This is a genomic window from Marinactinospora endophytica, assembly GCF_054780875.1.
The window spans coordinates 1-12,461 of sequence record NZ_BAAGVM010000017.1; the positions used below are offsets into that span (position 1 = coordinate 1).

General features: G+C 71.3%; 15 protein-coding genes and 1 pseudogene. 3 read left to right on the top strand and 13 right to left on the bottom strand.

The genetic code is table 11. The features are described 5' to 3' along the window. Window positions 1-410: ATP-binding cassette domain-containing protein (locus tag ACYVHU_RS24465; RefSeq protein ID WP_498949595.1), on the top strand; the 410-nt coding region annotated here is incomplete at its 5' end. 127 nt (window positions 411-537) lie between these two features. Here the strand turns inward: ACYVHU_RS24465 and ACYVHU_RS24470 are convergent. Together ACYVHU_RS24470 and ACYVHU_RS24475 are read right to left on the bottom strand one after the other, a co-directional pair. After that, window positions 538-1,242: pseudogene (locus ACYVHU_RS24470) on the bottom strand (MerR family transcriptional regulator); the annotation flags it as partial. A 596-nt stretch (window positions 1,243-1,838) separates the two neighbouring features. Then, complete coding sequence (locus ACYVHU_RS24475; protein WP_432939356.1) at window positions 1,839-2,375, bottom strand: (2Fe-2S) ferredoxin domain-containing protein; 537 nt, start codon at window positions 2,373-2,375, stop codon at window positions 1,839-1,841. A 187-nt stretch (window positions 2,376-2,562) separates the two neighbouring features. Between ACYVHU_RS24475 and ACYVHU_RS24480 the strand changes: the two genes are divergently transcribed. Then, on the top strand, window positions 2,563-3,354 hold the full coding sequence (locus ACYVHU_RS24480; protein ID WP_078763896.1) for an ABC transporter ATP-binding protein: 792 nt from the start codon (window positions 2,563-2,565) through the stop codon (window positions 3,352-3,354). A gap of 8 nt (window positions 3,355-3,362) precedes the next feature. On the opposite strand, the gene ACYVHU_RS24485 is transcribed toward ACYVHU_RS24480, so the two are convergent. The 6 genes from ACYVHU_RS24485 to ACYVHU_RS24510 form a co-directional block, all read right to left on the bottom strand. Further along, window positions 3,363-4,190: a M23 family metallopeptidase gene (locus tag ACYVHU_RS24485; protein ID WP_078763887.1), complete on the bottom strand. Its 828-nt coding sequence runs from the start codon at window positions 4,188-4,190 to the stop codon at window positions 3,363-3,365. A gap of 480 nt (window positions 4,191-4,670) precedes the next feature. Then, window positions 4,671-4,865 carry a hypothetical protein gene (locus ACYVHU_RS24490; RefSeq protein WP_078763886.1) on the bottom strand — a complete coding sequence of 65 codons (195 nt, stop codon included), beginning with the start codon at window positions 4,863-4,865 and terminating at the stop codon, window positions 4,671-4,673. Between the two features lie 97 nt (window positions 4,866-4,962). Further along, window positions 4,963-5,199: an antitoxin gene (locus tag ACYVHU_RS24495; protein WP_078763885.1), complete on the bottom strand. Its 237-nt coding sequence runs from the start codon at window positions 5,197-5,199 to the stop codon at window positions 4,963-4,965. A 133-nt stretch (window positions 5,200-5,332) separates the two neighbouring features. After that, on the bottom strand, window positions 5,333-5,590 hold the full coding sequence (locus tag ACYVHU_RS24500) for an antitoxin (RefSeq protein ID WP_078763884.1): 258 nt from the start codon (window positions 5,588-5,590) through the stop codon (window positions 5,333-5,335). A 94-nt stretch (window positions 5,591-5,684) separates the two neighbouring features. Further along, entirely contained in the window at window positions 5,685-7,025 is a 1,341-nt protein-coding gene (gene mgtE / locus ACYVHU_RS24505; RefSeq protein ID WP_078763883.1) for a magnesium transporter, read from the bottom strand. A 275-nt stretch (window positions 7,026-7,300) separates the two neighbouring features. Then, window positions 7,301-8,404: a PP2C family protein-serine/threonine phosphatase gene (locus ACYVHU_RS24510; RefSeq protein ID WP_078763882.1), complete on the bottom strand. Its 1,104-nt coding sequence runs from the start codon at window positions 8,402-8,404 to the stop codon at window positions 7,301-7,303. A gap of 491 nt (window positions 8,405-8,895) precedes the next feature. Here ACYVHU_RS24510 and ACYVHU_RS24515 point away from each other — a divergent pair, with 491 nt between their 5' ends. After that, window positions 8,896-9,126 carry a hypothetical protein gene (locus ACYVHU_RS24515; protein WP_498949598.1) on the top strand — a complete coding sequence of 77 codons (231 nt, stop codon included), beginning with the start codon at window positions 8,896-8,898 and terminating at the stop codon, window positions 9,124-9,126. A 20-nt stretch (window positions 9,127-9,146) separates the two neighbouring features. Here the strand turns inward: ACYVHU_RS24515 and ACYVHU_RS24520 are convergent, their stop codons facing one another. The 5 genes from ACYVHU_RS24520 to ACYVHU_RS24540 form a co-directional block, all read right to left on the bottom strand. Continuing rightward, on the bottom strand, window positions 9,147-9,614 hold the full coding sequence (locus ACYVHU_RS24520; RefSeq protein WP_078763880.1) for a ribose-5-phosphate isomerase: 468 nt from the start codon (window positions 9,612-9,614) through the stop codon (window positions 9,147-9,149). Window positions 9,615-9,732: 118 nt separating this feature from the next. Further along, on the bottom strand, window positions 9,733-9,870 hold the full coding sequence (locus ACYVHU_RS24525; protein ID WP_200813763.1) for a hypothetical protein: 138 nt from the start codon (window positions 9,868-9,870) through the stop codon (window positions 9,733-9,735). A 239-nt stretch (window positions 9,871-10,109) separates the two neighbouring features. Continuing rightward, a complete protein-coding gene (locus ACYVHU_RS24530; protein ID WP_078763879.1) occupies window positions 10,110-11,534 on the bottom strand; it encodes an aldehyde dehydrogenase family protein in 1,425 nt (474 codons plus the stop codon). 101 nt (window positions 11,535-11,635) lie between these two features. Continuing rightward, window positions 11,636-11,794 (bottom strand): hypothetical protein, encoded by a 159-nt coding sequence (locus ACYVHU_RS24535; protein WP_200813762.1) that lies wholly within the window; start codon window positions 11,792-11,794, stop codon window positions 11,636-11,638. 26 nt (window positions 11,795-11,820) lie between these two features. After that, window positions 11,821-12,432 (bottom strand): mycothiol-dependent nitroreductase Rv2466c family protein, encoded by a 612-nt coding sequence (locus ACYVHU_RS24540; RefSeq protein ID WP_078763878.1) that lies wholly within the window; start codon window positions 12,430-12,432, stop codon window positions 11,821-11,823. Window positions 12,433-12,461: the final 29 nt, after the last annotated feature.

The window sequence follows — 12,461 nt, forward strand, 5'->3', positions numbered from 1 at the left end:
CGGCGCGGTTGGGGCATCTGCTGGATGCGTTGCCCGATGGGTTGGACACGGTCGTGGGGGATCGTGGGTACCGGTTGTCGGGTGGGGAGAAGCAGCGTCTGGCGATCGCGCGGTTGTTGCTCAAGGCTCCTTCGGTGGTGGTGTTGGACGAGGCGACCGCGCATTTGGACGCCGAGTCCGAGGCCGCGGTGCAGGAGGCGTTGCGTACCGCGTTGCGGGGGCGGACCTCCCTGGTCATCGCCCACCGGCTGGCCACCGTCCGCGAGGCCGACCGCATCCTCGTCCTCGAGGACGGCCGTGTCCTGGAGTCGGGGACCCACGACGAGCTCCTCGCCCACGGCGGCCTGTACACCGCCCTGTACCGCACGCAGTTCGCCCCGCAGGAGAAGCGGACGGGAAGTACCCGTTAGGCGTCCAGCCGTGGATCCGCGCTACTGCCAGGTCGCGGTGTCGGGGTCGATGCCGTGGGCGCGCGCTGGCGTCGATGATCTGACGGAACCACGTGGCAAGGCCCGCGCGGATGCCGTCGTAGTGGGCGGCGAATCCCGGGCCGGTCTCACACTTGCGGCCCAGGCAGACCTGCATCTGCCTGGTGAGGGGGAAGTACGAGGCGAAGATCTCGCGATGCCTCTCGACGAGCCGGTCGGCCTCCGGGCTGCCGGGGGCGACGCCGGCCTCCATCGCGTCCCCGAGGGCGCGCTCGAAGCCGACAACGGCGTCGGCGATGGCCCGCCACTCCTCCGGCCCGCGAGAGGCCGAGCGTTCGGCGTAGTGCTGCCACTGCGCCGTGTCTCCGTAGCGCTGACGGGCCTGGGCGGGCCAGTCCGGGTCCCACCGGGGGCCGAAGATCGCCGCCTGCTGCTCGGCGGTCAGCAACAGGCCGCGCTCGTGGGCGTCGATCATCCGGTCCAGTCCGGCGCTGAGCTGCTGGAGGCGGTCGATCCGTTCGGCGACCCCGGCGCGTTGCGCGCGCAGCGCGTCGGGCACGTCCACGGTCGGATCGTCCAAGATGGCCCGGATCGACTCCAGGCCGAGACCGATCTCGCGGTAGACGACGATGCGGTGCAGACGTTCCAGATCACCAGTGGTGTAGAGCCGGTATCCGGCGGCCGTGCGCAGCGACGGCCGCGCCAGAGCGATCTCGTCCCAGTGGTGCAGCGCGCGGACTGTCACGCCCAGACGCGAGGCGACCTGACCGACGGTCAGGCCATCGACGTCAGTGACATCGGACATGCTTCTCATTGTCCGCCACGGTCGGCACCCGGCGGGATGTCCCCGACGGCTTCCAGGGGGCGCGCCTCCCGACCGGCTGAGGCGAAGGGCCGCACCGCGGTGAAGACGGTCCACGCGTTCTCGGGGTGGTCACCGCCACATCGCAGGCGTTCCGGGGATACCCCCGTGGACCGGGTCGGGCCGCGGCGGGCGACAGGCCCGGACCGGGGAGCCGACCTGGCCGAGCAGAGACGCGAGACCGACGCCCATCGCCGGCCTCTGCTCCGAAACGCCTCCCGCCGGGACGAGCGGCACGTCCCGGAAACGCCCACCGGCGCGGACGCGGCAGCCCGCAGGAGGCGCCGAACGGCTCGAGGAGCCTGAATCGGCGGGTCTCCGGACTCGCCGTTCGTGGGGATCGTCACGGACGCGGGCGTTTCAAAGACACCACGGAACGGCTCCGGCAGAACCGCGTCCGGGCCGGGAGCGGGCACGGGACTCGTCTCCGGCGCGCTGTGGTGGTCGCTCATGCGCCCCACCCTTCAGCCTCACGCGACGTGAGGGTCAACCCGGTTCCGTGGGCCGCGTCCACCCCGACGGCGGGCCGGCGTTGCGGCCGGGTGCTTCTAGGCCCGCTCTCCGGCCTTCCCGTCCTTCGCCTTCTTCCGCTTGTCCTTCTTGGACTTCTTCTCCCTCTTCACGGGTTCGGCCCTCCCCCGCGCCGCGCCCTTCTCGCCCTTCTCCTTCCTGGGCTTCTTCTCCTTCTTCGACTTCTTGCCGGACTTCTTCTTCGGCTTCTCGGCGTCCTTGGAGGTCAGGTGCTGCTGTAGCGCCTCTGGGAGGGGTGAGATCCCCGGGCCTCCGTCGAAGATCCAGTCGTCGAGGTCGTCGACCAGCCGGTCCTCGAGGAAATCCCCCAACCAGACCGGACGTCCGCCGCGGGCCCGTCCCTCGGAGGAGGGTTGGACCACCACGACGTTGGCCTTGAAACAGATGCCCAGGCACGTGCTGACCCGTACCGGGATGTCGCGCCCCTCGTGGTCGCGCAGAGCGCTGAGTCGCGCGAGCTGCCCCTGGTGATCGACACCGGGACGCTTCTTCTTCCTCCCACAGCAACAGCCCCGGCACACGACGAGTTGGCATGGCCGTCCCCGCGCGCTCACCCCACTCGCCCTCCCGCCGTCGAATGTCCCCTTCGCCCCACCGTATCCGCGCGCTTCGGCCGCTGACCGGCCATCGCGCCTCCCCCGCTCCAGCCGGAACCGGATAGCGTGGCCCCGTCACACTCGGCGCGGAAGTTGGGACAACGTGCACACATCCCCCGAGGAGGCCGCCTGGCACTCCCCCGTCATGGCCGTCGACCACGTGGACCTCGTCCGGTCCGGACGCCTCCTGCTGGACCAGGTGAGCCTGGTGGTACGCCCCGGGGAGCACTGGGCGCTCCTGGGGCCCAACGGTGCCGGCAAGAGCACCCTGCTCAGCCTGCTCGGGGCACAACGGCACCCGACCCGTGGCGAGGTCCACGTGCTCGGCCACCGCCTGGGCCGGGTCGACCTGCGGGAGCTACGCCGACACATCGGACACGTCGACCCCCGCCACCCCCTGCGATCGTCCCTGACCGGACGCCAGGTGGTCCTCACCGGCGCCACCGGCACCATCGAGCCCCCGCCCAGGTGGACGCCACGGGAGGACGAGGAGACGCGCGCGGCCCACCTGATGCGCGTCTTGGGGGTCGAACGGCTCGGTGAGGCGCGGTGGCCCGACCTCTCCCAGGGGGAGCGCGGACGCCTGTTGATCGCCCGGGCGCTCATGCCCGCGCCCCGGCTGCTCCTCTTGGACGAGCCCGCGACCGGCCTGGACGTCTCGGCCCGGGAACAGCTGCTCAGCGGCCTGGACCGGCTCCGCGGCGAACAGCCGGCGCTGGCCAGCGTGCTGGTCACCCACCACCTGGAGGAACTCCCGGCCACGACCACCCACGCGCTGCTCCTGCGCGGCGGCCAGGTGGTCTCCAGCGGTCCCGCGGAAGAGGTGCTGACCGGCAAAGCGGTCAGCACCTGTTTCGACCATCCCATCCGGATCGACCGCCACGACGGCCGCTGGGTGGCGCGGGCCGCGCCCCCGGCACCCCCCGACCTGGGGTGACCCCCGTCTCAGGCCCGGAACGGCCGCCAGGCTCGCGGCACCCCGTCCTCGGGGACCCCTTGGACACTGTCGGGGGCCCAGCGGAAGGGGAGGCCCGCCGCCCTCCACGGCCGCGGACCGTCCATGAGCTGGAAGTGGACCTGGGGTTCGACACACGCCCCCGAGTTCCCGCAGGCGGCGATCTCCTCCCCCTCCTCGACGCGCTGCCCCGGCCGGACCCGCACCGACCCCTTCCGCAGGTGGGCGAGCAGGGCGTAGCAACCGTCCCCGAGGTCGATGACGACGTGGTTGCCGAACAGGCCGGAGGCCCCCCACAGCTCCCGTAGCGCGGATTCGACGGCCATGCCCAACAGCCAGGGCCAGGAGGTCCGGCTGCGGTGGTCGCGCCACCGGCCGCACACACCGACCACGACGCCGGCGGCCGGCGCGTACACCGGCGCCCCGAACCCGGGAAAATCCCCGGGCGGACGGCTGAGCGGTCTCCAGCCGATATCGGGTCGTGTGCCCGCCCCCGGCTCGGCGACGAGGAGGAGCGCATACCCCTGTCCGTAGGCGTGCGTGCCCTGGCTCGGGACCCGCTCGGCGGGCCCGCCCAGCGCCATCCACCGGCCGCGCACGGGTGGCCGCACCTCCCGTGGCGGACACCGGACCCGGCCCACCCTCAGCCCGACGACCAGGGCGACCGCGAAGGCCGGCAGGCGCACCCACCAGTCGATCCCCACGAGCCCTCCGGCGAGGAGGAGCACTGTGGCGCCCCACAGCAACGGCATCCGGACGCGGGCCGCGATCCGCGGCACGAGGGTCGGCCGCGGACGGGCCGTGGTGGTGGGTGGCATGCCCCCATCATCGTGGACGTCCCCGGGCCGGCGGACCCGGACCGGGGACCGTGTCCGGCGGCGCTCGCCGGACTCCTCGGACTCAGGTCCAGCCGATGTTGGGCGCGTCGATGAACTCGTCCTTGTCCTCCGGCGAGACCAGGTGAACGGGGGTCCTGGGTGACGCCCACGTCATGCAGGTGGGACTGCACGATGGGGCTCACCGTCACCGATGCCAGCTCCTCCGCGGCCGCCGGGGCCGGAGTGGCCACCGCTCCCACCACAGCGACCAGGACCGGGGTCAACACATGCCGCCTATGTTGCACGTCCTGCCTTTCCGTCGATGTCTCCGATGCCAGACCATAGGCACGGCCACGGCAGCGGACAACGACACGGACGAAATCGGAGGGTCCGCTGCAAGCAGGGACGACGGTGACCAGAAGACGCCGCCGAGGCCATTTCGGCCTCGGCGGCGTCGGGAAGAAGACCGGCCGATCGGTGTCAGTAGCGGCGAGGGCGACGCGCGGTGAAACGGCGCAACAGGCCCACGGCGCGACGCAACTCGTTCTCGGGAGAACGGCGGCGCGCGGGCCGGCCGGCCCGCGGGTAGGGACGGGTGCGGCCTCGCGGACGAGGGGCGGCGCCGGTACGCAGGGCGCGGCGGGCCTGTCCGACGAGACGGTCGAGAGCGGACATCCGGGGTTCCTCCTCGGTTCCTTCGGAGTCGTTCCGTTCCTCCCCTGCCCCGCTATCGCCGCTCCACTCATCCTCGGGTCTGACGCGACGGTGAGAGTCACCGACCCCAGCGGTCATCGGGCCGGTAGTGCCCCTGGCGACCGTACCCGTTCCGCCTGCCCCGTCCCAGGTAGCGGTCGGCGGCGGAGGTGAGCTGGTCGACCTGGCGGTTGTAGCGGCCTCCGGTACGACGCTTGACGAAGGTCCCCGCGGACCGGATTCCCCGGTTCACCTGGTGCGGGTTGCGGCGGACATAGGCGAACGCCTGCCGGAGCAGGCCCTTCAGACCGGCCATCGACGTCTCCTCCCTTGCCTGTTCGGGGAGTGCTCTCCCCTCTTCACCCCGTCAACGCTTCGCGCGGGCCCGGGGTTCCGTCCGGGACGTGGAACGGCCCCGGCCGGTGGGCCGGGGCCGTGGATCGATCCCGCTAGGGACGTTCGCCCGTCCCCGGGGCGTCGGGCCGTCCCTCGGTCCGCCTCTCCGGCCCTGTGGGGCGCTCCTGGCGCGCCTGGCGGCGCAGGTACTCGGTCGCGGCGTCTCCCGCCCGGTCGATGTGCTGGTCGTACTTGCCGCCGGTCTTCTCCTTGGCGACCCGGCTCGCCTTGTCGATGCCCGCCGAAACCTTGCCGCCGTGCTGGCTCGCCGCCTTCTTCAACTTGTCGAAGGCGTCCCCAAGTCTGGCCATGCTCGCTCCCCCTGTACGACACGGCTGTGCAACATCCGTGACGTGGGCATACCCATCCGGTCCAGATTGATACCCGATTCGCCGGCGCCCCGGCTCAGACGCCGAGGATCGCCCGCGCGACGGTGAAGTAGATGAGCAGGCCGGTGGCGTCCACGAGGGTGGAGACCAAGGGCGCGGAGACGACCGCCGGATCGACACCGACACGTCGTGCCAGCAACGGCATGGTGCTGCCGATGATCGCCGCCCACGTGCAGACCGCGACGACCGAGGTGGCCACCGCGACGGCGATCTGCACCCCCACGAGGAAGGAACCGATGAGCAGGGCGATCGCGGCCAGCATGATCCCCAGCAGGAACCCCACCCGGCATTCCTTCCAGGCCACCTTGGGCAGGTCGCGGACGCGCACCTCGCCCACCGCCAACGCCCGCACGATCGCGGTCGCCGACTGCGATCCGACGTTGCCTCCCGTGCCGGTGAGCATGGGGACGAACAGCGCCAGGGCCGTGACCTGCTCCAGCGTCGCCTCGAACCCCTGCATCACGTTGACGGTCAGCGTGGAGGCCACGATGAGCAGGAAGAGCCACACCGAACGGGCGCGGGCCAGGCGCAGCACGCTCGCGGCCACGTAGTGTCCGGCGACCGGGCTGGCACCGGACTGCCGGGCGATGTCCTCGGAGTCGGCCGCCTCGATCAGCTCCAGCGCGTCGTCGAACGTCAACAGGCCGACGAAACGCTCCTCGGAGTCCACGACCGGGAGCGCGACCAGGTTGGCCTCCTGCATGAGGCGGGCCGCGCCCTCGGCCGGCTCGGTGGCGCGCACGCGCGGCACGAGAACGTCGACGATGTCCTTGATGAGCGTCTCCGGCGCGCTCACCACGAGATCACTGAGCTGTACCGTTCCGGCCAGCCGGCGGCCGTCGTCGACGACCGGCAGCGTGTAGACCGTCTCCGCGTCGGCGCCCTTGGCCCGGACCACCTCCAGCGCCCGGCCGACCGTCAGGTCACGGTGCAGGACGACGGTCTCCGGCGTCATGTAGCGGCCGACCGACTCCTCGGGATAGCCGAGCAGCGCCGCGGTCATCTTGCGTTCGGCGGGGCTCAACCCGGCCAGGGCCCGGGTGGCGATCTTGGCCGGTGCCTCACCGATCAGCCGCGCGCGGTCGTCGGGGTCCATCTCCTCCAACAGCTCGCGGAACGCGCCGTCGCGCAGCCCGATGAGGATCTCCTGCTGGTGGACCGGTTCCAGCTCCTCGAAGACTTCGAGTTCGCGGTCCTTGTCGAGCAGCCGGAAGGGGATGATCGCCAGATGGCTGTCCATGCGCGCGAGCTCGTCGGCGATCTCATAGGGCGGATGCTCGGCGAGCCACAACCGTATGCCGGTGAGGTCGTTGTTGTGGACCAGGTCGACCAGGTCGACTCGCTCGTCGTCCGCCATGCCGGGCACCCCCTCGTCACTTCCACGCCGTCCAGCGACCGGCTCGGCCCCGGTGGGACACCGGCCGGACCGCGGCCACAGCGAGCGGACGCGGGAGGTGGCGGTTGTTCGCGATGGGGCGCGGCGCGCCGGTCCCACGGGGTGGAGGGAGTCCGTCGAACGGCTTCCCCACCCCGCCCGAGGAACACCCCGACCTTACCGGCGTGCCGGGGAAAGGAGGACATCCACGCGCCCCGCGAAGAGGTGACCGGACCCCGCGGTGGCCGACCGGCGCGTCAGGAACGCCAGATCGCGACGAGTGCGCAGTCGTCGTTCTTGTCCCCGCTCAACGTGTCGACGACACTGGGCACCCCCTGCTCGAAGCCCTCGGCGAGCAGTTGGTCGGCCACCCCGAGGAGCCGGTCCACCCCCGCGTCGAGGTCCTCGCCGGGTGTCTCGATCAGGCCGTCGGTGTAGAGCAGGATGGCGTCGCCCGGCCTCAGCCGCCCCTTGACCGGCGTGTAGGTCATCTCCGGGATGACGCCGAGCACCACGCCCTTGGCCTCCGTCGTCGACCAGTTCCCGGTGCCGCTGTCGAACTGCACCGCGGGCGGATGTCCCGCCGAGGCGATCAGGTAGTCACCGGTGTTGAGGTCGATGCTGAGGTGAACGGCGGTGACGAATCCCTCGCCCACCGCGGTGCGCATGAGGTAGTCGTTGCAGTGCGCGAGGAAGTCGCCGCTGGGCACGGCGCTGATCAGCCCGCCGAACGCGCCCGACAGCAGCAGCGCGCGGGTGCCGGCGTCCACCCCCTTGCCCGAGACGTCCACGACCGCCAGGTCCAACTGGTCGCCCCGGCGCATCGACACGACGAAGTCCCCGCCGAACGACGACCCACCGGCCTGCTGGAGGACGGCCGTGGACCCCCAACCGGTGGGGAGGTCCGGCAGCCTCCCCTGCGCGCGCAACCGGTCGCGCAGTTCCAGCAGCATCTTCTCGCCGCTGAGCCCCTGCACACCGAGCCGCTCGCGCACCCCCGACAGCAGGTAGGCCAGGACCGCGGTGACGCCGATGGTCACCAGGAGGCCCGGACCGACCTGGCCGAAGTCGAGCGCGAACGCGGTGAACAGGAGGACCGCCGCGACCACCCCGAGGAGGAAGGCCAGGCTCTTTCGTTTGAGCAGCAGCCCTCCGGCGAGCACCGTGAGGATGACCGCGCTGGGCGGGAACCAACCGGCCGGACCCCACACCGCCCCGATACCGATGCCGACGGCCAGCACCACGAGCGTGATCAGCACAAGACGGTAACGGAACAGCACCTTGCGTTTGAGCAGGGTGACGATCCGCTGCGCCAGGGAACGCGCGTAGCGGACGGGTTTAAGGAGGGGCGGGGTCTTCATCGTGGCCGCACTGTAGCGCGCCCAACGGCACCGGGCACGTCACACCACGGGCTTTTGAGCCGCACCCCCGCGGATCGAGTCAGCCGATATCCGCCCAGCGTGCACGCCGAAAACTCCGCAGAACTACTCATGGTCCAGTATGGGCCGAGAACCTCGAAGACGTCAGGCGTCCAGCGTGGTTTACCCCCGATTCAGGGAGAGATCACTTACCTGAAGGCCCTCGAACACGGTTTCCGGGGAGAGCACGATCACAGGAGTAACCGGGCACCCCTCACGAAAGCGACCGAAGGCACGGAGGACCGCCGGGGACCGGTGTGACCTCCTCCTCGGTCCGCGGGCCGCTGTCCCCGGCCCCGTGCCCACCCGGCCGGCCGCACCGCCGGCCGTCCCTCCGAGAACCCGTGGCGGGCCCCGGCCGGAAGGCTTCCCAGGAAGGCCACGCGGGTAGGGACGTCCGTGGCAAGGGCCGGTGGACGGAGAGGAAGGTCTCCATGGCGCGCAGCCATATCACCCTGTCGACCGCGATGCGGGTCCGCGACGTGTCGCGCCCCCGCGGGGAGCACACGGACGGGGACCCCTGGGGCGACAAGGAGACGGGAGCGCCCGGCCCGTCCCCGGGCGGGACGCAGCGGGAACCGTCCGGGAGCGAGGAGCTGGTCGTTCCCCCCGTCCCCCGGGCCGCGCGTCGAGGCCGGCGGCGCGAGCGGCGCCGCCGGCGCTAGGGCGCGGCGGGCGGGCGCGGCTACGGAAGCGGGGGAAGCTCGCGCGTACGCTCGTACTCGCCCAGCATGGCGATACGGCGGCTGTGGCGTTCCTCGCCGCTGTAGGGCGTGGTGAGGAAGACCTCGACAAAGCGGGTCGCCTCGTCGAGGGAGTGCATCCGGGCTCCGATCGAGACGACGTTGGCGTCGTTGTGCTGACGCGCGAGCTCGGCGGTCTCGACACTCCAGGCCAGGGCCGCGCGGACGCCGGCGACCTTGTTCGCGGCGATCTGCTCGCCGTTGCCCGACCCACCGATGACGACACCCAGGGCACCCGGGTCGGCGGCGACCCCCTCGGCGGCCCGCAGCACGAACGGCGGGTAGTCGTCGAGCGCGTCATAGGCGACGGGGCCCGCGTCGACGACCTCGTGCCCTCGTTCCTTCAGCCAGGAGACGAGGTGCTCTTTGAGTTCAAAACCTGCATGATCGGATCCAAGGTAAACACGCACGGCTCCTAGTGTCGCAGGTCGCGCGGTGCCGAAAGCACCGGCCGCGCCCGTCCGGTGGTCCACCGAGGCACGGGACGGGCGGGTTCGTCGCCGTGTGCCGCCGAGACCGTGAGGCCGGTCAGATGGCGGCGTAGAAGACGCCAAGGCCCAAAGCCGCGAACAGGATCGTCGAGAACAGGGCCACCAGGTTGGTCAGGACGATGGCCTTGATGTCCTTGCTCAACGGCGTGGCCTTGGACGGCGTGGACTTGCTCAACTTCAACCACCTTGGAGGAAACGGGGGACTATTCGGCGGTCATCTTGTCATAGGGGGACACGGCCTGTGATTCGACGTCCGTTTCCCCACCGAGACGCCCCGCCTGGACGGAAACCGAGGTTAACCGCTGGAGTCGACCACTACGTCCGGGGCGCGGACGCCGGGGACACCGCGCGGCGGCACCGTTTCCGGCGGGCACGGGCGTGAAGGCCGGTGCCGGCTCCCGCCCGTGCCCGATGTCACAACTGGATGGCCTTGATCTCGCAGAACTCGTCCAGACCGAAGAGTCCGGCCTCCCGGCCGACGCCCGACTGCCGGTACCCGCCGAACGGCGCGAGGGGGTTGTAGGCGCCGCCGTTGACCTCGACCTGTCCGGCCCGCAGCCGCCGGGCCACCGCCACCGCGTGCTCCCGGTCACCGGACCACACCGCGGCGGCCAGCCCATAGACGGTGTCGTTGGCGATCTCGACGGCCTCGTCCTCGGAGCCGTAGGGGATCAGCGCCAGCACCGGGCCGAAGATCTCCTCCTGGGCGATCCGCATGTCGTTGCGCACGTCCGCGAAGACCGTGGGACGGACGTAGTAGCCGCGCTCCAGCCCCTCGGGCGGCTCGGCGCCGCCGGTGACCAGGCGCGCTCCCTCGGCCATCCCCTGCTCGATGTAGCCGCGCACCCGGTCGCGCTGCGCCGCGGAGACCAGCGGCCCCACGCGCACCCCCTCGCCGAAGGGGTCGCCGACGACATGGTTGGCCGTGTACTCGGCGGCGAGCCCGACCGCCTCGTCGTAGGAGTCGCGGTGGACCAGCATGCGGGTGAGCGCGTTGCAGCTCTGCCCGCTGTTGCGCATGACATCGGCGACACCGCGCTTGACGGCGCGCCCCAGGTCCGCGCCGGGGAGGATGACGTTGGGCGACTTGCCGCCGAGTTCCAGCGACACCTTCTTGACGGTCGCCGCGGCGACCTCGCTGACGCGCCTGCCCGCGCGGCCGGACCCGGTGAAGGAGACCACGTCGACATCGGGGTGGGCGGCGATCGCCTCGCCGACGACCGGACCCGTGCCGCAGACGAGGTTGAACACCCCCGGCGGCAGCCCCGCGTCGTGGAGGATGTCGGCGAGGGCATAAGCCGCGAGCGGCGCGATCTCGGTCGGTTTGAGCACCACCGTGTTGCCGGCGGCCAGGGCGGGGGCCACCTTGAGGACGATCTGGTGGAGCGGGTAGTTCCACGGGGTGATCGCGCCGACCACGCCGTAGGGTTCGCGGACCACCAGCGAGGTGCCGACCTTCTCCCCCTCGAAGTAGCGGGCCCCCGTCTCCCCGCCGAGCAGGTCGAGGTAGGAGCGCAGGATGGTGATGGGCAGGCCCGTCTGCACCTGCGTCGCGAAACGCAGGGGCGAGCCGATGTCGGTGGCGATGGTGCGGGCGATGTCGCCGGCGCGGGCGGTGAGGAGTTCGTGCGCCTTCGCGAGATGACGCAGACGCTCGGCCAGGGGCAGCGCCGACCAGGCGGGGAAGGCCGCGCGCGCCGCGGCGACCGCGCGGTCGACGTCCTTGGGATCGCCCACCGGGACCCGGTCGACGACCTCCTCGGTGGCGGGGTTGACGACGTCGAGGGCTTGCGCCGAGGCGGACTCGGTCCAGGCTCCGTTGATGTAGAGGGATCGCATGCCCGCACCCTTTCCCAGAATCCGATTCTGATATTCGTCCGGGAGGTCACAGGAACGCTACCGTCGGCGGAACCGGGCGTCCGGTTCCGCCGACGGCGAGGTCACCCCCAGTGCGGCGGGCGCTCCTCGAGCAACCGCGCGTCGTTGTCGTGGTCGGGTTCACCCCAGCCGTATCCGCGCTCGTCCGCGGTCACGTCCGGAAGGACCTCGAAGTCGTCGTCGAAGGGGCCCACCGGGCGCTCGTCGTCAGGTGTGCTCATGCCAACCCTCCCACGGGTGTGATCGGTCAGTCGAAGATCGGGTCACGGGTGCGGCTGCGCTTGAGCTCGAAGAAGCCGTCGACGCCCGCGACCAGCAGCACCCCGTCCCACAGCTTCCCGGCTTCTTCCCCCTTGGGAGCGGGAGACACGACGGGGCCGAAGAAGGATACGCCGTCGACCGAGATCACCGGGGTACCCACCTCGTAGCCGACCCGGTCCATCCCGTCGTGGTGGGAGGCGCGCAGCGCGTCATCGTACTCGGTGGAATCGGCCGCCTCGACGAGGTCGGCCGGCAACCCCGCGTCGGCGAGGGCCGCCGCGATCGTCGCGGTGGTGCGCGGCTCCCCCTTGTTGTGGAAACGGGTTCCCAGCGCGGTGTACAACGGACCGAGGACGTCGTTGCCGAACCGCTGTTCCGCCGCGATGGCCACCCGCACCGGCCCCCACGCCTCGGCGAGCAGCTGACGGTAGTCCTCGGGCAGGTCCCTGCCCTCGTTGAGAACCGACAGGCTCATCACGTGCCAGCGAGCCCGCACCGGCCGGACCTTCTCGACCTCCAGCAGCCACCGCGACGTCATCCAGGCCCACGGGCACACCGGGTCAAACCACAGGTCGGCGTTTGTGCGTTCCTCGGCCACTTCCGTCTCCTCACACCTCGTTCCCGACG

Excerpts from the sequence above, each read along its gene's own strand:
- ACYVHU_RS24500 (WP_078763884.1), bottom strand. The coding sequence starts at position 5,590 with ATGGCCAGACTTGGGGACGCCTTCGACAAGTTGAAGAAGGCGGCGAGC.
- ACYVHU_RS24535 (WP_200813762.1), bottom strand. The coding sequence starts at position 11,794 with ATGAGCACACCTGACGACGAGCGCCCGGTGGGCCCCTTCGACGACGAC.
- ACYVHU_RS24485 (WP_078763887.1), bottom strand. The coding sequence starts at position 4,190 with ATGCCACCCACCACCACGGCCCGTCCGCGGCCGACCCTCGTGCCGCGG.
- ACYVHU_RS24530 (WP_078763879.1), bottom strand. The coding sequence starts at position 11,534 with ATGCGATCCCTCTACATCAACGGAGCCTGGACCGAGTCCGCCTCGGCG.
- ACYVHU_RS24510 (WP_078763882.1), bottom strand. The coding sequence starts at position 8,404 with ATGAAGACCCCGCCCCTCCTTAAACCCGTCCGCTACGCGCGTTCCCTG.
- ACYVHU_RS24515 (WP_498949598.1), top strand. The coding sequence starts at position 8,896 with ATGGCGCGCAGCCATATCACCCTGTCGACCGCGATGCGGGTCCGCGAC.
- ACYVHU_RS24490 (WP_078763886.1), bottom strand. The coding sequence starts at position 4,865 with ATGTCCGCTCTCGACCGTCTCGTCGGACAGGCCCGCCGCGCCCTGCGT.
- mgtE (WP_078763883.1), bottom strand. The coding sequence starts at position 7,025 with ATGGCGGACGACGAGCGAGTCGACCTGGTCGACCTGGTCCACAACAAC.
- ACYVHU_RS24495 (WP_078763885.1), bottom strand. The coding sequence starts at position 5,199 with ATGGCCGGTCTGAAGGGCCTGCTCCGGCAGGCGTTCGCCTATGTCCGC.
- ACYVHU_RS24480 (WP_078763896.1), top strand. The coding sequence starts at position 2,563 with ATGGCCGTCGACCACGTGGACCTCGTCCGGTCCGGACGCCTCCTGCTG.